Annotated in this window: 16 protein-coding genes and 1 pseudogene; 5 read left to right on the plus strand and 12 right to left on the minus strand. The window is 70.8% G+C overall.

Annotated elements, in window-relative coordinates; translation table 11 throughout:
- From KME77_RS00510 to KME77_RS00525, 4 genes and pseudogenes are all read left to right on the plus strand, one after another.
- A partial coding sequence (locus KME77_RS00510) for an aldolase/citrate lyase family protein (protein WP_219460078.1) occupies window positions 1-472 on the plus strand: 472 nt, incomplete at its 5' end.
- Window positions 469-900, plus strand: coding sequence for a lipocalin-like domain-containing protein (locus KME77_RS00515; protein ID WP_219460080.1), 432 nt, complete (start codon window positions 469-471; stop codon window positions 898-900). The genes KME77_RS00510 and KME77_RS00515, both read left to right, overlap by 4 nt.
- Window positions 897-1,811 (plus strand): amidohydrolase family protein, encoded by a 915-nt coding sequence (locus tag KME77_RS00520; protein ID WP_219460083.1) that lies wholly within the window; start codon window positions 897-899, stop codon window positions 1,809-1,811. The genes KME77_RS00515 and KME77_RS00520 overlap by 4 nt, the downstream gene beginning before the upstream one ends.
- A gap of 422 nt (window positions 1,812-2,233) precedes the next feature.
- Window positions 2,234-2,641: pseudogene (locus tag KME77_RS00525) on the plus strand (amidohydrolase family protein); the annotation flags it as partial.
- Window positions 2,642-2,711: 70 nt separating this feature from the next.
- On the opposite strand, the gene KME77_RS00530 reads toward KME77_RS00525, so the two are convergent.
- The 10 genes from KME77_RS00530 to KME77_RS00575 all read right to left on the minus strand — a co-directional run bounded on the left by KME77_RS00530 (window position 2,712) and on the right by KME77_RS00575 (window position 15,318).
- Window positions 2,712-3,617: an SDR family NAD(P)-dependent oxidoreductase gene (locus KME77_RS00530; RefSeq protein WP_246608954.1), complete on the minus strand. Its 906-nt coding sequence runs from the start codon at window positions 3,615-3,617 to the stop codon at window positions 2,712-2,714.
- On the minus strand, window positions 3,614-5,146 hold the full coding sequence (locus KME77_RS00535) for an ABC transporter substrate-binding protein (protein ID WP_219460090.1): 1,533 nt from the start codon (window positions 5,144-5,146) through the stop codon (window positions 3,614-3,616). The genes KME77_RS00530 and KME77_RS00535 overlap by 4 nt, the downstream gene beginning before the upstream one ends.
- A gap of 101 nt (window positions 5,147-5,247) precedes the next feature.
- The gene (locus tag KME77_RS00540) at window positions 5,248-6,462 is read right to left on the minus strand and encodes a cobalamin-independent methionine synthase II family protein (RefSeq protein ID WP_219460095.1); all 1,215 of its coding nucleotides are present in this window, start codon (window positions 6,460-6,462) and stop codon (window positions 5,248-5,250) included.
- Window positions 6,459-7,511: a peptidyl-alpha-hydroxyglycine alpha-amidating lyase family protein gene (locus KME77_RS00545; protein WP_219460099.1), complete on the minus strand. Its 1,053-nt coding sequence runs from the start codon at window positions 7,509-7,511 to the stop codon at window positions 6,459-6,461. Before KME77_RS00545 ends, KME77_RS00540 begins: the two co-directional genes overlap by 4 nt.
- Window positions 7,508-8,758 (minus strand): amidohydrolase family protein, encoded by a 1,251-nt coding sequence (locus KME77_RS00550; protein WP_219460103.1) that lies wholly within the window; start codon window positions 8,756-8,758, stop codon window positions 7,508-7,510. The genes KME77_RS00545 and KME77_RS00550 overlap by 4 nt, the downstream gene beginning before the upstream one ends.
- Window positions 8,759-8,822: 64 nt before the next feature.
- Complete coding sequence (locus KME77_RS00555; RefSeq protein WP_219460105.1) at window positions 8,823-11,216, minus strand: CaiB/BaiF CoA transferase family protein; 2,394 nt, start codon at window positions 11,214-11,216, stop codon at window positions 8,823-8,825.
- Entirely contained in the window at window positions 11,213-12,391 is a 1,179-nt protein-coding gene (locus KME77_RS00560; RefSeq protein WP_219460110.1) for an ABC transporter ATP-binding protein, read from the minus strand. The genes KME77_RS00555 and KME77_RS00560 overlap by 4 nt, the downstream gene beginning before the upstream one ends.
- Window positions 12,384-13,496, minus strand: coding sequence for an ABC transporter ATP-binding protein (locus KME77_RS00565; RefSeq protein ID WP_219460114.1), 1,113 nt, complete (start codon window positions 13,494-13,496; stop codon window positions 12,384-12,386). The genes KME77_RS00560 and KME77_RS00565 overlap by 8 nt, the downstream gene beginning before the upstream one ends.
- The gene (locus KME77_RS00570) at window positions 13,493-14,386 is read right to left on the minus strand and encodes an ABC transporter permease (RefSeq protein WP_219460117.1); all 894 of its coding nucleotides are present in this window, start codon (window positions 14,384-14,386) and stop codon (window positions 13,493-13,495) included. The genes KME77_RS00565 and KME77_RS00570 overlap by 4 nt, the downstream gene beginning before the upstream one ends.
- Window positions 14,383-15,318 (minus strand): ABC transporter permease, encoded by a 936-nt coding sequence (locus KME77_RS00575; protein WP_219460123.1) that lies wholly within the window; start codon window positions 15,316-15,318, stop codon window positions 14,383-14,385. Before KME77_RS00575 ends, KME77_RS00570 begins: the two co-directional genes overlap by 4 nt.
- Before the next feature lie 380 nt (window positions 15,319-15,698).
- Between KME77_RS00575 and KME77_RS00580 the strand changes: the two genes are divergently transcribed.
- Window positions 15,699-17,036, plus strand: coding sequence for a PucR family transcriptional regulator (locus tag KME77_RS00580; RefSeq protein ID WP_219460126.1), 1,338 nt, complete (start codon window positions 15,699-15,701; stop codon window positions 17,034-17,036).
- Window positions 17,037-17,334: 298 nt separating this feature from the next.
- On the opposite strand, the gene KME77_RS00585 is transcribed toward KME77_RS00580, so the two are convergent.
- Window positions 17,335-18,315 (minus strand): VOC family protein, encoded by a 981-nt coding sequence (locus KME77_RS00585; protein ID WP_219460129.1) that lies wholly within the window; start codon window positions 18,313-18,315, stop codon window positions 17,335-17,337.
- A gap of 833 nt (window positions 18,316-19,148) precedes the next feature.
- Window positions 19,149-19,982, minus strand: a complete 834-nt coding sequence (locus tag KME77_RS00590) for a PSP1 domain-containing protein (RefSeq protein WP_219460152.1) — start codon at window positions 19,980-19,982, stop codon at window positions 19,149-19,151.
- Between the last annotated feature and the right edge of the window lie 87 nt (window positions 19,983-20,069).

Consider the following 20,069-nt stretch of genomic DNA (forward strand, 5'->3'; position numbering starts at 1 on the left):
CGACGCCGAACGCGTCGTGGCGGCCACCCGCTTCCCGCCCCTCGGCCACCGGGGGGCGGGCGGGACCAGCCGCGCCGGACGGTGGGGGCTGACCCCGCGCGCCGAGTACGTCCGGGCGGGCAACGAGGACGTCGTCTGTATTCCGCAGCTGGAGAGCCCGGCCGCCATCGACGCCGCCGCCGACATCCTGGCCGTGGCCGGGGTGGACGCGGTCTTCCTCGGTGCCGGCGACCTGTCCCTCGCGCTCGGGGCCGGCATGAACGACCCCGTCGTCCGGAGCTCCCTCGACCGGGCCCGTACGGCCGCCGCCGAGGCGGGCAAACCCTGCGGCGCGGCCTGCGTGGACGCGCCGTCGGGCATCCGGGCGGCGGCTCTCGGGCACCAGTTCCTGATCATGGGTAACGACGCGACCATGCTCGCCCGTACGGCCCACTCGATGACGGAGGCGTTCAGGAAGCAGGCGACGGCATGATCGTCGGCACCTGGCGCCTGGCCGACTACTTCATGGAGGGCGCGCCCGGTTTCACGGAGGGCGCATCCGGCCAGGCCGCCCGGCCGCTCGGGGACACCCCGCTCGGCCTGCTCATCTACGGCCCCGACGGCTACATGTCGGTCCAGTACATGGCCGGGGACCGCCCGCCCCTGTCGTCGGAGAACTGGCGCTGGACCACCGACGAGGAGAAGCTGAGCGCCGTACGGACCTTCGGCGCGTACGCCGGACGCTACGAATGGCTCGGCGACCGCATCGTCCACCAGGTCGAGGCCGGCATCTACCCCAACTGGATCGGCACCGAGCTGGTCCGCCTGGCCGTCATGGAAGGGGACCGGCTGACCCTGCGCGCCGACCGGACCGACGGCCAGCCACCCACCCCCGTCCTGCTCTGGGAACGCATCCGATGACCCCGCTGATCGACGCGCACGCCCACCTGGTGACCGACGACCCCGCCTACCCCTACGACCCGCCGGGCGGCACGGTCAGCGACGCCGTTCGGAACGACCCGATGACCGCGGAGCGGCTGCTCGCCGCACTGGACGACAACGGGCTGACGGCCGCCGTCGCGGTCCAGCGCGCGCACGTGTACGGCTACGACAACAGCTACGTCGTGGACTCGGCGGCCCGCCGGCCCGACCGGCTGCGCGCCATGTGCGTCATCGACGCGCGGGCACCCGACTCCGCCGGGACCGTGCGGCACTGGGCCGAACGCGGCGCGGTGGCCATGCGCCTGACCTCGCCGGGCGGGACGCAGCACGGCGGCACGCCGGGCGCCGGCTGGTTCGCCGGGCCGGCGGCGCTGCCGGTGTGGCGGCAGGTGAGCGAGCTGGGGCTGTCGATGTGCCTGCACCTCTACCGGTGGAACCGCGACGAGAGCCTGCGCGCCCTGCCGGCGGTCGCCCGCGAGTTCCCCGGCACGCCGATCGTCCTCGACCACATCGCAAGCGTGGAGACCGACCGTCCTGAGAGTGTCGGGGCCGACCGCGGCGAGCCCTTCCCTGGCGCTACTGGGCTGCTCGCGCTGGCCGACCTGCCGCAGGTGCACGTCAAGGTGACGACGCTCAACTTCGCCCGGATCATCGCCGCCGGCGTCGCGCCGTCAGGTGTCGTGGAGTGGCTGGTGTCCCGGTTCGGGGCCGATCGGGTGCTGTGGGGCTCCGACGTCACGCAGACCGCCGGCACGTACGCGGACATGGCGCGGATCGCCCGTGAGTCGGTCGCCGGGCTGTCCGAGCGAGACGCCGCCATGGTCCTCGGCGGCACGGCAGCCGCACTCTACGGCTTCCCCGCGCTGTCGAAGGCCGGCGAACGTGCCTGACGACGATCTGCCTGACGACGATCTGCCTCGTGACGGTGTGCCGCTGGTGGACGCCCACGTCCACCTGTTCACCAGCGCGCTGCCCCTCGCCGCGCACGCCTGGACCCGGCCCGACGTGGACCTGCCCGTGGGGACGTTCCTGACGATGATGGACGAGCACGGCGTCGGGCACGCCGTGATCTCGGCGATGAGCCTGCTCGGCGACCTGAACGACTACACGATCGACGCGCTGCGCGCGCACGACCGCCTGCGCGGCACCGTCATCGTCGATCCGGCCGTCGACCGGTACGTCCTCGAACGCATGCGGGCCGACGGCGTGACCGGCATCCGCTTCCAGTGGCGCCGCCTCGCGGACCTGCCCGACCTCGGCGACCCGGCCTACCGCAGGCTGCTGTACCGGGTCGCGGACCCTCGGCTGGCACGTCGAGCTGAACGTCGAGGGCGAGCGGCTGCCACCGGTGCTCGACCAGCTCGTCCGCTCCGGCGTGAAGATCGTCGTCGATCACTTCGGCGACCCCGACCGCCGCGCCGGGTACACGGGCGAGTCCGGGGCGGCGCTGCTGCGCGCCCTGGAGACCGGCCGCGTGTGGGTGAAGCTGTCGGCGGGCTACCGCTTCGGCGTCGGCACGGACACGCTGGCCGGGTACGCGGCGACGCTGCTCGACGCCGCCGGGCCCGAGCACCTGTTCTGGGGCAGCGACGCCCCGTTCGTGGGCGCGCGGCAGCCGCTCACCTACCGCGACGCCGTGGACTCCTTCGCCCGGATCGTCCCGGACGCGGCGCTGCGCCGGCGGATCTCGCGGGCCGCGCACACGTTCTACTTCGGCTGAGCCCGGCCGCCCACGCGCTGTCCTTCGGCTGAGCCACCCCGACCGGTGCCGGGGTGGCTCAGCCGAGCGGTCACCGCCCCGGCGGCAGGTGACTCTGCAGGTGCTCCGAGAACCCCGCGAAGTCCTCCGCGAGCTGGTCGGCGCTCCACCCGCCCTCTCGATGCGTGACGAACGCCTCCTTCGGGTGCGCCCAGATCGCGAACTTGTCGCCGCCGAAGCCGATGTACTGCCCGGTGACCCCGGCCGCCTCGTCCGACGCCAGGTAGACGACCAGGGGCGCCACGTCCTCGACCGTGCCGATCCCTCGGTGCCGCAGGTCGGCCGGGACGGGCCCGCCAGCCTCGACCGCGGCGACGGCCTCGGTCAGCGCGGGGATGGTCGCGGCCATCCTGGTCAGCGCGGTGGGCACGATCGCGTTCACGGTCACGCCCAGCTTCGCCGTCTCGATCGACCACACCCGGACCATGGCGATGATGGCCGCCTTGGACGCGGCGTACGCGGTCTGCCCGAAGCTGCCGTACTGGCCGGCCGGCGAGCCGACCAGGATCAGCCGGCCGCCGCCGCCCTGCTCGCGGAACTGGCGCACCGCCGCGCGACCGCAGGTGAACGTGCCGCGCACGTGGCTGTCCACGACGAGGTCGAACTCCTCGTCGGTCACCTTGGCCAGCGTCCGGTCGCGCAGCGCGCCGGCGTTGGTGCACATCACGTCCAGGCGGCCGAACTCGGAGACGGCCCGCCCCACCAGCGCGTCGGCCGACTCCGCCGAGCCGACCGCGCACACCTCGGCGACGGCCTTGCCGCCCGCGCCCCTGATCTCCTCGGCGGTCTTCTCGGCCACGTCGGCGTCGATGTCGTTGACCACCACGGCGGCGCCTGCGGCGGCCAGCGCCCGCGCGTACGCGTGCCCGAGCCCTCGTCCTGATCCGGTGACGACCGCCACCTTGCCGTCCAGCCGCACTGGTTCCCTCTCCGTCATGTGCTGATCTTGATCGAGGCGAAGTCGTAGTCGCCCATCACCGGCGGGGCCATCCCGGTCACGCCCTTGCGGAAGGCGGCCACGTAGGTCACGCCGCAGACCGGGATCACCGGCGGTCCCGCCTCCACCACCTTGGTGATGATCTCCCGCATGGGCTCCGAACGCTCCTCGACCACGTCACTGGCCCGCGCCTTGGCCAGCAGATCGGAGATGCCCGGCAGGGTGAAGTTGCCCGGGTTGTACGACCCGCCCTTGGTGTAGAAGTCCTTGACGAACTGGCTCGGGTCGGGCCGTCCCGCCTGCACCAGCGCGACCGTGGCGGAGAAGTTGCCGGTCCGGCGGGCGGTGATCATCTGCTGGAACTCGAGGACCTTGATCTTGACCCTGATCCCCACCTTCTGCAGCTGCGCCTGCAGCGCCTGGGCCAGCGTCTGGTACGAGGTGTTGGGCCCGACCTCGACCTGGAGGTCCATGCCGTTCGGCAGCCCGGCCTCGGCCAGGAGCTGCTTGGCCTTCTCCGGGTCGTAGTAGGGCTTGACGTCGTTCAGCTCGGGCGCGTTCGCCCAGAAGCCGGTCTGGAACGGCTGCACCGCCGGCGCGCAGGCGCCCGCGTACAGGTTCTTGCTGATCGACTCGCGGTCGATGGCGTACAGCAGCGCCTGCCTGACCTTCGGCTTGGACAGCTCCGCGGCGGTCGTGTTCAGCAGGATCCCGTTGAACGTGGTGTTGGGGGTCTGGATGACCGTCATGCCGGCCGCCTCGGACTCCTTGATCTGCCCGGGGGTGATCGAGGTGCCGTCGGCCTGTCCCGACTTGACCGCGCGCAGGCGGGTCGCCTCGTCGGAGTAGACGGCCATCTCCAGGCCGCCGATGCTGGTCTGGGCGGCGTTCCAGTAGCCGTCGAACTTCTTGAACGTCACCTTGTCCTGGGCGAAGTTCGTGAGCTGGAAGGGCCCGGTGCCCACCGGCTTGGTGCCGAGGTCGGGGTCGCTGAGCGCGCCGGGCGCGACCACGATCCCGGGCTCGCCGGCCAGCACGTTGATCATGTAACCGGCGGCCTCGGAGAAGGTCAGCTTCACCTCGGTCGGGCTGACCGCCTCGACCTTCTCCAGCGAGGACAGCGTCGTCACCAGCGCGCCGCTCTTCTTGTACGCCTCCAGCGACGCCTTGACCGCGTCGGCGTTGAACGCCTCGCCGTTGTGGAACTTCACCCCCTCCCGCAGCTTGAAGGTGATCACCTTGTTCTCGTCCGAGAGCTTCCACTCGGTCGCCAGGCCCGGCTTGATCTGGCCGTCGGCGCTCCTGCCGACCAGGCTCTCGTACACCACGTCGAGGAACACCGGGTCCAACGGCGCCGCCTTGCGCGGGTCGAAGGAGGTCGGCATGCCCGGCACGGCCCATTTCAGGATGGCCGAGCCGTCGGTGGTGCCTGAACCGCCCTGCTGGGTGGTCGTGCCGCCGCCACACCCGGCGAGGGCGAGGCCGGTGGCGAGGATCGCGCCGGCCGATCTGACTGCTGCTCGTTTCACGGCTTTGCCTCCATGTTTCAGAAGCGAGCTGATGTCCTTGGTGACCTGTCTTCAGCCGTGAAGCTGAACTGTGCCCCGTCAGGTCGTGGTGCGGTTGCGGGTCAGTCGGCCCACAAACGGCTGCTGGCGATCCGGGCGCCCTCGGCGAGGGCGGAGAGCTTGGCCCAGACGATCTCCTCGTGGCCGACCCGGGACCCGATCCCGCAGTCGGTCCCGGCCTGGAGGTTCTCCTTCCCGACGACACTGGCGAAGTTGGTCAGCCTCTCGGCGATGAGCTCGGGATGCTCGACCAGGTCGGTGGCGTGGCTGACGACCCCGGGGATGAGGATCTTGCCCTCGGGCAGCTTCACGTCCTCCCACACCCGCCACTCGTGCGCGTGCCGGACGTTGCCGGACTCGATGGCGTACCCCTGCGCGTTGACCTTGATCAGCAGGTCCGCGATGTGTTCGAGGCCGATGTCCTGCGTGTGCGGGCGGTGGCCGCTGCCCCAGCAGGTGTGCATCCGGATCTGCTCGGCGGGCAGCCCGTCGATGCTGTGGTTGATGATCTCGACGGCGGACTCCAGGTAACGCCGCAGGTCCTCGACCGTCCAGGTGGGGTGGAACTGCCAGGTGGTGGCGAACTCCGGCTCGTCGATCTGCAGGACGAGCCCGGCGTCGGTGACGGCCCGGTACTCCTCGCGCAGCGCCTCGGCGACGGCGAACATGTACTCTTCCTCGCTCGGGTAGTGAGCGTTCCTGGCTCCCGCGCCCAGGCTGAGCGGCCCGAGCGCGGCGATGAAGCCGTCCGCCTCCTTGCCTTCCGCCTTCTTGCTCGCCACCGCCGTCTTGAGCGCCGCGATGTCGGCCGCGATGGCGTCCTGGCCGATGTAGGTGATCGCGGAGGTGCACACCCGGCCCGTGGTCGGCAGCTTGGGCGCGGCGCCGGGGGTGGCGAAGCCCGGCCGGACCGGTCCGCCGGATCCCGTCAGCCAGAGGCCGGAGACGTACGTGCCGGGGAAGTCGGCCTTGTCACGTGCCGCGACATATTCGCGTTTGGGCGGGACGTCCGGGTCGATGGGCAGCGTCTCCCAGCCGGTCACGCGGGCGTGGATGTAGCCGCTGTAGCCGGCCATGTTCGCGGCCTTGACGTACTCGCCGTCGTTGACGGTGTCCAGGCCGCATTCGAGCTGGCGGTCCACGACCTCGCCCACGGCCCCGGGCAGGCGCGCGTCGATCGCCTGCCGGTCCCCCTGCGCGATCAGCTCGTCCAGGTCGTGCGGGCGCGGCAGGTTGCCGCCGTGTGTCGTGAGAATCCGCCGGTTTCCGCGCATCATGCGTGTCTCCTAGCCAAGGTGTCTCCTCCCGCGCCGACGCGCAGGAACTTCTGCAGTTGATGCCGGTCGCACGAGCGCGCGACCCAGCCGGGCCTGATGGCGAAGCTGTAGGTGACCTCCGCGACGTACAGGTCGCCGTGGGAGTCCAGGGCGATGCCGTGCGGGGCGATGAAGTAGCCCGCCTCCGTGCGGCGCTCCGAGGAGTCGCCCCACCGCTCGACCACCTCGCCGTGCCGGTCCAGCACGGTCAGGCGGGCGGGCTGGTCCCGCTCCGCCGTCCCGTGCGTGAAGGAGCTCTTGCCCTCCGGCCGCCACAGCTCGACGACGTACACCGAGCCGTCCGGGGCGATGGTCAGGTCGCACGGCCGGCGGACGTCGGTCCACTCCTCGATGAACGTGCCGTCCGGGGTGAAGATCTGGATCCGGTCGTTCTCCCGGTCGCCGACGAACACCCGCCCGTCGGCGGCGATGTCCAGGCAGTGCGGCAGGTGGAACTGGCCGGGGCCGGTGCCGGGCTCGCCCCAGGAGCCGATCAGGTCGCCGGAGGCGGAGAAGCGGTGGACGCGGCAGTTGCCGTACCCGTCGGTCACGTAGAGGTCGCCGTCCGGGGCGACGGCCAGGTTGGTGCACCGGTTGAACGGCGCCCCGGCGTACCGGACGCCCTCCACGCTGTGCACGCGCACCGGCTGCCCGGAGACGAACCCGGTGTCCGACGCCACGCCGGGCGTGCCCAGCGTCATCAGCAGCTCGCCGTCCGGGGTGAACTTGCGGACCGTGTGGTCGCCGGCGTCCACGCAGTAGACGCCTCCGTCCGGCCCGACGGTCAGGCCGTGCGGGGTGGTGAACACACCTTTTCCCCACGTCCGTACGAACGTGCCGTCACGCTCGTACACGATGACCTGGCCGTCGAAACGGGTGAACAGGTAGACGCGGTCGTCGGCGTCCACGTCCACCGCGGTCACGTCCGCGTGGGTCAGGCCGTCGGGCAGCCGCTCCCAGTCGGCGTCCACCTCGAAGCGCCGTTCGCGCCCGTGCGTGATCGTCGTCATGACGCGGCCCCGGACCGGGGCGCGGGCAGCCAGCCCCACGGGTGCGTCCCCCATCCGGGCGGGACCAGGACGCCGGCCCGCACGGTGTGGACCGGCCGCAGGCCGAAGCCGCCGGGGAAGACGTCCTGCGCGGTGTCCACGAACTCGAAGTCGCCCTCGACCAGGTCGATCACGGTCAGGTCGGCCTCCCTGCCGACCGCGATCGCGCCCAGCTCGTCCTGCGCGCCGATCGCGCGGGCGGCGTTCACGGTGGTCATCCGGACGACCTCGGGCAGGTCGTAGCCGACGGCCATGAACTTGGCCATGCACTCCAGCAGGGAGTGGAAGGTCTCCCCGGCCGCGGTCAGGTCGCTGCTGATGGTGTCGGGGGCCAGGCCCAGCGCGCGTTGCTCGCGGGCGACCTTGTACCCGAAATTGCCCCTGCCCAGGGCCGAGTCGAGGACGACCCCGCGCTCGCGGGCGGCCAGCAGGGCGGGCATCATGCGGTCCGCGGCGTCCGTCACGCCGCCGTGGTTCGGGGTGCACAGGTGGGTCAGGATGTCCCCGGCGTCGAGCTGCTCGATGGCGAACCGGGTCGCCGGCGCGAGCAGGTGCGGGTCGGGGCGGCGGCGCGCGGACAGGTCACCGATGTGCACCATGAGCGGCACCCCGTGCTCGCGGGCCACCGCCTTCGTCGCGGCGACGATGTCCTTGCCCTTGTCCGCGATCAGCGGCCCGACCAGCCGCAGCTTGATGCCCTGGACCAGGCCGGGGTTGGCGGCCACGCACTTGGCGATGGCGACCGGGTCGATCTCGTCCATGCTGTTGACGTCGACCATGGTCGGCATGGTGTGGGCGTAGCTGCCGATGTTCAGGAACGGGATGACGCGGGTGCGGGCGTTCGGCTGGATGTAGGCGGAGAAGACCCCGATGTTCGCCACCCCGACGGACCCGGCGTCGACCAGCGTCGTGACCCCCGACCCGACCCCGATGGCGTCGGGGTCGCAGCCCTCCATGCCCACACCTGGGGTGATCGCCCCGTGCGCGACGTGCGTGTGGATGTCGATCAGCCCGGGGACGACATAACGCCCGGAACCGCTCACGTCGATCACTCGGCGCGCCTCGCCGGCCGGCAGGTCCTCGCCGATCGCGCTGACCCTGCCGCCGGTGACGGCGACGTCCATGACGCCGTCGAGCCCTTGCCCGGGGTCGAGGACCCGTCCGCCTTTGATCAGTAGATCGCACCGGGTGGCCGGGGCGTCGTCCATCAGTCCTCCTGTCAGGGGTCTCGCTCAGCGAGCCGGGGTGTGCTGTCGGTTGCTCGTCTCGCGGTCAGAAGTGGTCCCAGCCCCCGGGCAGAGCGCTCAGCTGTACGGCCCATGCCCGTTCCAGCGCCTCGGCCGAGTCGGCCAGCCCGATCCGGGCCAGCACCTCCCGGGCGTCGGCGCCCGGCCGGCGTACCGGGTGGCCCAGGCGGGGCGGGTTGTGGTGGACCCGGATGGCGATCCCGGGCATCACCACCTCGCCGACCTCCTCGGAGACCTGGCTGACCGCCAGGCCGCGGGAGCGGACGTACGGGTCGGTCATCAGCTCGGCGAGCGGCGTGACGGCGTGCGCGCCCACGCCGGCGGCGGTCAGGGTCTCGACCCATTCGTCCGCCCCGGCGGTGGCGAACACGGCCTCCAGCGCGTCTTCGCCGCCGGCACGGAAGGCGACCTCCAGCGCCCCTTCGCCGCCGTCGCGGGAGGCGACCTCCAAGGCGTCCGGCGGGTCGCCCTCGCTCAGGGCCTGCTTGAGGGCGGGGATCTCGCGCAGCGCCGGGAGCTGGTCGCGGGACGCCCCGAGGAAGAACCACCGGTCGGCCGCCCGGTAGAAGCGGTGCCACGGGTCCACTCCGAGAGCCGCCGGGCCGCGCGGCTCGGCCGGGGCGTCGCTCCCGGCGCGCACCGCGTACCTCGCCTGCTGGTAGATGCCCGTCTGGGTGAGGGACGTGCGCACGTGCTGACCCTCGCCGCTCACCTCGCGGTGGTACAGGCCGAGCGCGGCGGCGAAGGCGGCCATGGTGCCGGTGCCGTAGTCGAGCAGGTTGTACGGGCCCAGGACGGCCGGGCGTCCGTCGCCGCCGGTCCTGGCCATGATCCCGGTCGCGGCCTGGCCCTGGGTCTCGTATCCCCTACGGCTCGCCCACGGGCCGCCGGGCCCGTAGCAGCTGACCGAGACGTAGACGATGTCCGGGCGGCGGGCGCGTACGTGCTCGTAGCCGAGGCCGTAGCGTTCGGCGGTGTGCTCGGGGAAGTTGTGGGTCAGCACGTCGGCCTCGTCGATGAGGCGCCACAGGATCCGCTGGCCCTCGCCGGACTTCACGTCCACGAGGACGGTCCGCTTGCCGCGGTTGACGAAGCCGTGCGCGCCGACACGCCGCTGCGGCGAGTTGATCTTGACGACGTCGGCGCCGAACTCGACCAGGATCCGGCCCGCGCTCGGACCGGCCAGGATCTGGGTCAGGTCGACCACGCGCAGCCCGTCGTACGGAAGCCCGCCGGCCGCCTCGGCCGGTGACCTCTGGAGGAGCGGCGACTCTTGGGGGAGCGGCGCGTCGAGGTCGGCCAGGATGTCGGCGCGGTCGGCGTCGGGCAGGTGGCGCGGCCGTCCCGGCAGCGACGGAGTCGCCGACAGGGACACCGCGGAGCCAGGCATCACCGTCGTCCCGAGCAGCGGATCCTCGACCACGACGACCTGCCCGGCGGCGAGGGCGTGCTCGTTCTCCATCCACTCGTCCGTCGTCCGCACGGCGGCGAGCGGCACCCCGGCCGCGTTCGCGAGGTCCTCCCACTCGGCGGCGGGCCGGGTGCCGAACAGCGCGGTGAGCCGCTCCTGCAGCAGCAGCCGCAGCTCCGGCTCGCGGTCCATCCGGGGGCGGTCGGTGAGCCCCTCGCCCGCCCAGGCCGTCACCCCGGCCGCGTCGAGGAACCAGGTGAGGAAGCGGGTCGTCGCCCCGATCGGGTTGAACTGGACGTATCGGCCGTCCGCGCAACGGTACGTGCCGCTCCCGTTGCTGCTGATCGCCCGCTCCGGCAGCAGCCCGCGCTCGACCGGGTACGCGCCGCTCCCGCCGATGGCCTCGAACATGGCGTCGTACAGCGGAACCTCGATCCGATCACCGAGGCCGCTCCGGTGCCGGGCGGTCAGGCCGGCCACGATCGCGAAGGCCCCGCAGAACGCGGCGAAGTTCGACGCGACGGGAATCGCGGTATATGTCGGGCGGGTGGCGTCCCAGCCGTCGGGCGCGTGCCCAGCCCGGATCCGGCAGTTGCCGGTCGCGGCCGCGATGACCCCCTCCCAGCCCGGCACCCCGGCGCGCGGATCATCGGCGGCGAACCCCGGCATCGAGCAGTAGACGAGCCGCGGGTTGGCCTCGCGCAGGTCCGCCCAGCCGAGGCCGAGCCGGTCCATCACCCCGGGCCGGAAGTTCTCGATGAGGACGTCGGCCCGCCGGACGAGGCCACGCGCGACCTCCAGATCCCGCGCGTCCTTCAGGTCAAGGGTGATGCGTCGCTTGCCCCGGTTGAAGAACGCGTCCTCGACCGGCGCCTCCACCCCCGGACGGTCGACGTGGACGACGTCGGCCCCCTGGTCGGCGAGCATGACCGCGGCCAGCGGCCCGGCCACGTGATGGCCGAAGTCGACGACCCTGATCCCGCGCAGGGCCCCGTCGGGGTTGATCATCGTGCTGTCTCCTGCGGGTCGGACGAGTACTCGCTGAACATCGCGCCGTCCTGCACCGACGGCGACGCTCCCGGAACCGCCCCCGGAACCTCCTGCCGGCGCGCCGGCTGGTGGAGCACGCACGCGACGCTGTGGTCCCCGTCGACCCGCAGCAGCGGCGGGTCCACGTGCTCGCACTCGTCCTGGGCGACCGGACAGCGCGTACGGAAGCGGCACCCCGACGGCGGGTTCGCCGGATCGGGCAGGTCACCGTGGAGCACGATGCGACGCCGCGACCGCTGCAGGTCCGGATCGGGAACGGGCACCGCCGACAGCAGCGCCTTGGTGTACGGATGGCGCGGGTTCTCCGCGATCTGCGCCGCGGGCCCCTCCTCGACGATCCGGCCGAGATACATCACCGCGATCCGGTGCGAAAGGTGCCGTACGGTGGCGAAGTCATGCGACACCAGCACCATCGCCTGCCCGGTCTCCTGCTGGATCGACAGCAGCAGGTTGAGGATCTCCGAGCGGGTGGACAGGTCCAGCGCGGAGGTCGGCTCGTCGGCGACGAGCACGCTCGGCGACAGCGCCAGCGCGCGGGCGATGCAGGCGCGCTGACGCTGTCCGCCGGACAGCTCGTCCGGGTACCGGTCCACGAACGCCGGATCGAGCGTGACCCGGCTGAGCAGCTGGGCGGCCCGCTCGCGCATCTCGCCCCGGCCGATCCGGCCGTGGACCAGCAGCGGCTCGGCGACGGCGTGGCCGACCGTCTTGGTCGGGTCGAGTGCGCCGTACGGGTCCTGGAAGATCACCTGGAGCCTGCCGCGCATCTCCTTCAGCTCGCGGCCACGCGCCTTGCTGACGTCCTTGCCCTCCACCTCGACGGTGCCGCCGTCCGGCTTGAGCAGCCGCGCCATCAGGCGGCCGACCGTCGTCTTGCCCGACCCGGACTCGCCGACGATGCCGACCGTGGTGCCCGCCCTGACCTCCAGGTCAACGCCGTCCACGGCTCGTACGCTCTCCAGCGTCCGGCCCAGCAGGCTGCGACGCAGCGGGAACGACTTGGTCAGGCCGCTCACCCGCACGACCACCTGGCCCTCGGCACTTCCTCGTCCGACCACCTGGTCCTGGGCACTTCCCGGCCCGGCTACCTGATCCTCGGCACTTTCCGGTCCGACCACCTGATCCTCAGCCACGGACGGCCCCCTTCAGAGTCAGCTCACCGGCGGCGACCCGGCCGCACCGCGTCCGGTGATCGTCGGCCAGGGCCGTGTCGGCCTGTGGCCGCCGGCAGAAGGAGTCGACGCTGTGCTCGCAACGAGGCTCGAACCGGCAGCCTGTCGGGAACTGCCCCGCCGACGGGACCCGGCCCGAGATGACGGTCAGGTTGGTCCGCGCCCGGCCCGACTGCGGGACGGCGCTGAGCAGGGCGCTGGAGTACGGGTGCTTCGGCTCGTAGAACAGTCCGTCCACAGGGGTCCGTTCGGCGATGTGGCCGGCGTACATGACCACCACGTCGTCGCAGAAGTCCGCGACCACGCCGAGGTCATGGGTGACCAGCAGGACGGCCAGGTCGAGGTCGCGTCGCAGGTCACGCAGCAGTTCGAGGATCTCGGCCTGGATCGTGACGTCGAGCGCCGTGGTCGGCTCGTCGGCGATCAGCAGCTTCGGCTCGCAGGCGATCGCAGCCGCGATCATGACGCGTTGCTGCATGCCGCCGCTCATCTCGTGCGGGTAGGAGCGCAGCCTCTTCTCGGCCTTCGGGATGCCGACCCGTTCCAGCAGCTCACGGGCCTGCTTGAGGGCCACCGAACGGCGCTCGCCCAGGTGCAGCCGCCGTACCTCGGCGATCTGGTCGCCGACGGTCATCGTCGGGTTGAGGCTGCTCATCGGCTCCTGGAACACCATGCCGACCGGCCCGCCGCGGACCCGGCGAAGCTGCCGCTTGCTACAGGTGAGCAGGTCCACGCCGTCGAACATGACCGATCCGGCGGTGACGCGTACGGCGGCGGGCAGCAGGCCCAGGATCGCCATGGAGGTCAGCGACTTGCCGCAGCCCGACTCGCCGATCAGCGCGACCGCGCGGCCTTTGTGCACGTCGAACGTGACGTCCTCGACGAGGCCCGGCTGCACGGCGCCGCCCGGCAGGTCGATGGTCAGGCCCTTGACGGCCAGCAACGGCTCGCCGGCCTGCGGCCCGTCGCCTTTCTGCCGCCCCTCGCCTGCTTGTCGCAGGTCAGCGGCTTGTCGCAGGTCAGCGGCGGCTTCGGCGCCGTTCAGCTGTCCCGGTCCCGGGGTCATGTACGCCTCCTGAGGCCGACGGCGTCACGGATCGAGTCACCGATCGTGTTGAATGCGAGGACGGTCAGCACCATCGCGACCCCGGATGGCACCACCGAGAAGGGGGAGTCGAACTGGTTGGTGTACGCGGACTTGAGCATCGAGCCCCAGCTCGCGTCCGGCGGCTGGACCCCGAGGCCGATGAAGCTCAGGCTCGCCTCGGCCAGCAGCGCGACCCCCATCAGGATCGTCACCTGGACCAGCAGCGGGGCGGCGATGTTGGGCAGGATGTGCACCCAGAGGGTTCGCCGGGTGGAGGAGCCGATGGCCACCGCCGACTCGACGAAGGTCTCCTCCGCGACGGCCAGCGTCGCGCCGCGTACGACGCGGAACAGGCCGGGCGCGAAGATGATGCCGACCGCGAGCATGGCGTTGACCAGCCCCGGCCCGAGCACGGCGACGATGGCCAGCGCCCCGACCAGCGCGGGCAGGCTCAGGATCGTGTCGGCCAGCCGCCCCGCGACGGCGTCCACGACGCCGCCGCGCAGCCCCGCCCACAGCCCGAGCGGCAGCCCGATGAGCAGCGCGACGCCCACCGAGATCAGCGGGGCGGTGACGGCGATGCGCGACGCCTGGATGATCCGGCTCGCCACGTCCCGGCCGAACTCGTCGGTGCCGAGCAGATGCGTCGAGCTGAGCCCGGCGAACCGGTTGCCCAGGTCCTGGACCTCCGGGTCGTGCGGCGAGACGAGCGGCCCGGCGATCGCGAGGAAGACCAGCAGGAGGACAAATCCGACGGCGACCGCGCTGGCCGGGCGGCGCACGATCGAGCGGACGACGTTGAGCGGACGGGACCTCCGCGTGGCCGTGGCCGTGGCCGTGCCCGTGGTTGTGGCTGCGGTCGTGGTCATGCGGCACGCACCTTCGGGTTGATCCAGCCGTAGGCCAGGTCCACGATCAGGTTGATCAGCACCACGATCACCGCGCTGAGCAGGACGTATCCCTGGATCATCGGATAGTTGCGTTGCAGCACCGAGTTGATGGCCAGGGAGCCGAGGCCGGAGATCCCGAACACCGCCTCCACCACGATCACTCCCCCGAACAGCCGCCCGGCCTGGAGCCCGAGCACCGTCACGACGGGGATGGCCGAGTTGCGCAGGATGTGCCTGCGTACCAGCCAGGCGCCCGAGGCTCCGCGCGCTCGCGCCGTGCGCACGTACGGGCGGGTGAGCACGTCGGCGACACACCCTCGGGTGTGCCTGGCCAGCTCAGCCGCCGTGGCGAGCCCGAGCGCCGTGGCCGGGAGGATGACGTGCGAGAGCCAGACCCCGAAGCCCTCCCTGATATCGACATATCCGGTCGCCGGCAGCCAGGGGTTGGTCAGCGCGAACAGCGAGACCAGCACCATCGCCAGCCAGAAGCTCGGCATCGCGATGCCCAGCGTGGCGAGGGTCGACACGGCCCGGTCCACCCAGCTTCCCTGGGTCAGCCCCGCGGCGACCCCCGCCGTCACGCCGATCACGATCGCGACCAGAATCGCCATCGTGGTGATGACCAGCGTCGCCGGCGCCGCCTCCGCGATCGTCGAGACGACGGACCGGTTGGTGGACAGCGAATGGCCGAGGTCTCCGTGCAGGACGCCGGTGAACCAGTTGAAGTACTGCTCCAGCACCGGCTTGTCGAGTCCGAGCTCGGTGCGGATCCGGGCCACCTCCGCCACCGTGGCGTTCTCACCCGCGATCACCTCGGCCGGATCGCCGGGGATCAGCTGCACCAGCAGGAAGGTGAGTATCGACACAAGCCACAAGACCAGCAGACTGCCGCCGAGCCGGCGAATGATCATGCGTGGGCTCACCGTCACCTCCGTCCACCACCAGGCGGAACGAAGTTCGCACTACTTCGATCCACAGGGCTTTGTCCGATAATGGGACAAATTGTGCAATAGTTGTAAACGCCATGCTGCCCTGCAGGTAAGTTGGCGTCAAGAGGGGGCCGTGGCGTAAATAGCCGGTTTCAGGATCGTTACTCGGCCTCTGCCGCAGGGCGCTGACCACTCGAAACGCCGTCATGCCAGACGTCGGCGGCAGGCAACAGCAGGTGGGGGCTGTAACCACGTATAGCGGGACAAGGTGGGGTAGCGCCTTGGGCTGTGGCACAAGAGGACGCCGTACTCTTTGTCCTCAGACACATGGCACCACCGGCGTTCGACCTTAGGATTCGCTCATGGCCGCAGAGTCACGGTTCACCGGCCTGACCAGCACCACCCGCGCCCCCACCGAGATCACCACGGAGAACCGGACCCTCCGCGATCTGGTGGAGATCTACCACCACCTGTCCGGCCTGGCCCTCCAGGACGCCGACATCGGCACGGTCGCCCACCTCGTCGCCCACCGGACCGACGTGACCGTGGCCGTGATCAGCCAGAAGATGGGCATCCTCGCCGCGGCCTCACCCGGCGAGAGCTACGAACGCGCCGTCCAGTACGTCCACGACCACCTGATCCATCCCCGGCTGGCGCACATGCTCGCCTCCGCCGGCAAGTCCCGCCGCCCGCTCCGGCTGCCCGACCCCGCCCGCGGCCGGGCCCGCATCGTGGCCCCGATCCTCGTCGGCGACACGGTGCCCGCCTACCTCGTCTCCCTCGTCGCCGCCGACCCGGACAAGGGCGAGGACATCGACCTGCTGATCGCCGAACACGCCGCGACGATCTGCGGGGTCATCCTGGCCCGCGAACGCGTCATCTTCTCCGCCGCCAGCCACGTGCGCGACGACCTCATCGAGGGCCTGCTGTCGGGCTCCGGCCGGGACAACGACGAGGTCGTCCGCTGGGCCCAGCACCTCGGCTACGACACCGAACGCGACCACCGCGTCCTGTCCATCATCCTCGAACCGCCCCCCGGCGACTCCGAGCGCAGCGCCCTCATCGCCGAACGCGCCGCCGGCGCCACCGCCCGCCTCTTCGTCGCTCAGTCACCCGACGCCATCACCTCCGTACGCGCCGACGAAGTGGTCATCGTCCTGCCCGAGAGCGCTGCCCCCGGCTCGACCACCCGCGCCGACCAGCTCGGCACCCTGTGCGTGCAACGCCTCGGCGTCCTGTTCCCCGACGTGGCCGTCTCCATCGGCGTCGGCGGCGCCTTCCGCGAACCCGCCCACGTGGCCCGCTCGTACGAGGAGGCGCGCCGCACCAACGAGGCCATCCGGCGACTCGGCCGGCGAGGCGCCGTGGTCGAGTTCGACACGCTCGGCATCAGCCGCCTCCTGCTCCAGGTGCCCGACGTCGAGACACTGCGCGAGTTCGCCGTGGACATGCTGGGCGAGGTCCTGCGCTACGAGAAGAAGCACCGCTCGGAGTACACGTCCACGCTGATGTGCTACTTCCAGGAGAACAACAGCCCGCAACGCGCGTCGAAACGGCTGCACGTGCACCCGAACACGGTCACGTACCGGATCCATCGGGTGGAGGAGCTGACGGGGCTCGACCTGAACACGTATCGCGACCGGCTGGCGGCACAGGTGGCTCTGGAGATCATCGAAGCCCTCGGCGGAGACATCGTCTAAGCCCGACCGATCAGGTCTTCTGAGACCTGGCGTCGCAACTGCCACCTCCTGGGACCCTGACCCGCCGCCACCACGGCACCTCCAAGCCCCCGACCTGCCACCACCACGACGAACCACCTGAGCCCCGGACCTGGCGCCACCACGACGGACCGCCCGAACCTCGCCCTACCCATCGCCACGACGGGACTGCCCAACCCCTCGACCTACCAACCCCCACCTGGCTGCATCCCCACCTACTTATCCACCCCCGCTTATCCACCCACTCACCCACCCGCTTATCCACCACGCAGTTGCGTCCCTATCCACCCAACTGCGTCGGAAGCGGCCGAGTCGGCGACGACTCCCCTTCACCCACCCTGCGTTCAGTCACCTCTCGGTCTCGGTCTCCGTCTCCCCCTCCCCTTCCTTCTCTCACCACAGCGGCAGCGGAGTAGACGATGCCCGCCCCCGTCGACGAGTCGATGTAACGCGGAATCCAGTTCTCCTCGTCATCAACCGGAGTCGCACCCCACCCATAACAAACGTGGAACCCGGTCGACGTACGCACCCGGAACAGGAACGAGTTGTCCGACAGCCGCCGCCCAGGGCTGACAAAGGCATCCATCTCGCCCTGCGCCAGATCCCAGGCGATCTCCACTTCCTCCAGCGTCGTCGCCTCGATCATCAGATGCTCAAGCTGAAGCCCATCTCCCCCTTCGAGCAGGGCGACGCTGTGATGCCGAGCATTGCACCGCAAAAACCACATCTCCCCCAGATGCGGCCCAAGATTGATCGCGTCGGACACCTTCATCCCCATCACATTGGTGTAGAAGTCGAGCCCCCGCTGCAGATCAGGCACCCGCAACACCACGAACCCCAGCCCCAGCGCCCCGGTGACCGCCCGCGTCGTCGGCCGCTGCCCCCGATACGACCCCGCCGCCTCCTCCTGCCCGACAAAGAACTCGTGCCGCAACCCAAAGGGATCATCGAACCCGATGAGCCGCTCAACAGACCGCGCCGCCGCCAGTTCCGCGCTCCCCGCCACCACCTCGAAGCCGCCGGCACTCAGCCGCGCCGCGACCCCCTCCAAGGTCTCCTCGCCACCGATCTCCCACCCCAGGTAGAGCAGCCGATCCGACTCCCCCTCGTGAACCGCGAGCCGATACGACCGATCACACCACCGCACCCGTACCGTGCCATCCGCGAGCTGATAGGTCTCGAAGCCGAAAACGCGCGGGCCGAAATCCAGCCAATCCGCCGCCGACGCGGACTGCACGCCGACGTACCCGATGCTTCGCATGCCGCATCTCCTCGCGCTTACGGCGCGCAGAGCACGCCACCCTCAGAATACGTGGCCCCTCAGCCTCAACCCCGCCCCAAACCAAGCACCAAAACCCGCAACCAACCGAAGCCTCCCGGCCCCTGTCAGCCACCCTCCAAGCAACACCGCCCCCGACCACGAACCGCTCCCGCTTCCCCCCGCCAGAGCAGCCGAAGCCCTCCTCCAAGCCCGCCAGACCAACGCGCCGCCCTGTCCACCCCCAGCTCGTCACCTGAGATAAGCCAAGAACGCGAGGAGACAACCCTCCTCACACCCCCGCACCAGTGCCGGTGGCCCATGCCAGTGGCCCGCGCCCGTGCCTATGCCCAGCGTCAGCGCCCCGTGGCCGACGCCAGTGCTCATGCCCCGTACTCATGCCCCGTGCCCAGCGCCCGTGGCCCGTGCCCGTGGCCACCCGTGTCCGTAGCTGTGGCCGTGGCCCGTGATCATGCCCGTGGCCGTGCCAGTGCCCGCGCCGCGCCAGTGGCCTCTGCCTATGCTGGCGCCAATGGCCCATACCTGTGCCTGGCCCCACACCCGCCCCCGTGCCTGACCCGTCCCCCGTGCTCGTCCCTGTGCCCTTGGCCCGTCTCCGTGCCTGTGGCCGTCCCACGCTCCTACACAGGCAGCAGTTGCATACCGGCAGCCGCCCACCCACACCTACACACCCGACAACGACACCACAGCACCTACACAGCGGCTCCTACACGCCAACTCCTACACGCGCAGGCACCCTACATACCAGCGCCTACATACCGGCGACACCTACATATCTGTAGCCCCTGTAGCCGCACACCCTGCATCCGTACGATCTACTCCTCCCCGCCCGCATCGCCGTACGTCGAGTCGTACGCCTTCCGAGGCCCGCAAACGCTGGCCTTCGAGCAGGAGCACCTCCGCCCGCCATCGTTGAGCCGCACCACCACCGAGTCCGACGGCACGTTGTGCCCCACCACGGTGCCCGCCCCTTGAGGGGTGTCCACACTCAACCCCACCCGCGGAGCCGAGGCGCGGAACTCCTGATACAGCGGGTGCTCGTACTTCAGGCAGCACATCAGCCGCCCACAAGCCCCAGCGATGCGCAGCGGATTGACCGGAAGATCCTGATCCTTGGCCATCCGCACCGACACCGGCTCGAAGTCCTTGAGGAACGTCGCACAACACAGGTCCCGCCCGCACGGCCCGATCCCGCCCTGGAGCCGGGCCTCGTCACGCGGCCCTATCTGCCGGAGCTCAACTCTGGCCCGCAGGTTGCGGGCCAGATCTCGTACGAGGGCGCGGAAGTCCACCCGGTGCGGAGCCGAGAAGTAGACCGTGTAGACGTTGTCCTTGTCGAGAAAGTCGACTCCCACCACCTTCATCGGCAACGAATGCCGCTTGATCAATCGCTTCGACACACTCCGGGCCTCGGCCCGGCGGCGTTTGTTGGTCTCGTCGCGGGAGAGGTGATCCTCCGCCGCTATGCCTGCACACACCGGCAATCCGTCGATGTCTTCGCTCGTATATTGCGGCGCCCACACGCACTCCGCCACCTCAGGACCCGAGTCGGTCGGCACCAGCACTTTGTCGCCCACCTTGGGGCTGTGCTCGCCGGGGTCGAGGTAGTAGAGCCGTCCGTAGCGTGTGAAGCTCACGGCCATGATCATTCCCATGGTCTCGTGCTCGCCTCCTGACGGCCTCGGGGGTACTTACGGCCTTCGCTGCCACATTACGTGTGTTGAACTTCGAAGCGT

The organism is Nonomuraea rhizosphaerae (assembly GCF_019396405.1).
GTDB lineage: Bacteria > Actinomycetota > Actinomycetes > Streptosporangiales > Streptosporangiaceae > Nonomuraea > Nonomuraea rhizosphaerae.

Bases quoted from the DNA above. Each gene is read 5' to 3' on its own strand.
- KME77_RS00550 (WP_219460103.1), bottom strand. From the start codon at position 8,758: ATGGACGACGCCCCGGCCACCCGGTGCGATCTACTGATCAAAGGCGGA.
- KME77_RS00590 (WP_219460152.1), bottom strand. From the start codon at position 19,982: ATGATCATGGCCGTGAGCTTCACACGCTACGGACGGCTCTACTACCTC.
- KME77_RS00580 (WP_219460126.1), top strand. From the start codon at position 15,699: ATGGCCGCAGAGTCACGGTTCACCGGCCTGACCAGCACCACCCGCGCC.
- KME77_RS00515 (WP_219460080.1), top strand. From the start codon at position 469: ATGATCGTCGGCACCTGGCGCCTGGCCGACTACTTCATGGAGGGCGCG.
- KME77_RS00545 (WP_219460099.1), bottom strand. From the start codon at position 7,511: ATGACGACGATCACGCACGGGCGCGAACGGCGCTTCGAGGTGGACGCC.
- KME77_RS00565 (WP_219460114.1), bottom strand. From the start codon at position 13,496: ATGACCCCGGGACCGGGACAGCTGAACGGCGCCGAAGCCGCCGCTGAC.
- KME77_RS00585 (WP_219460129.1), bottom strand. From the start codon at position 18,315: ATGCGAAGCATCGGGTACGTCGGCGTGCAGTCCGCGTCGGCGGCGGAT.
- KME77_RS00555 (WP_219460105.1), bottom strand. From the start codon at position 11,216: ATGATCAACCCCGACGGGGCCCTGCGCGGGATCAGGGTCGTCGACTTC.
- KME77_RS00570 (WP_219460117.1), bottom strand. From the start codon at position 14,386: ATGACCACGACCGCAGCCACAACCACGGGCACGGCCACGGCCACGGCC.
- KME77_RS00520 (WP_219460083.1), top strand. From the start codon at position 897: ATGACCCCGCTGATCGACGCGCACGCCCACCTGGTGACCGACGACCCC.
- KME77_RS00540 (WP_219460095.1), bottom strand. From the start codon at position 6,462: ATGATGCGCGGAAACCGGCGGATTCTCACGACACACGGCGGCAACCTG.
- KME77_RS00530 (WP_246608954.1), bottom strand. From the start codon at position 3,617: ATGACGGAGAGGGAACCAGTGCGGCTGGACGGCAAGGTGGCGGTCGTC.
- KME77_RS00575 (WP_219460123.1), bottom strand. From the start codon at position 15,318: ATGATCATTCGCCGGCTCGGCGGCAGTCTGCTGGTCTTGTGGCTTGTG.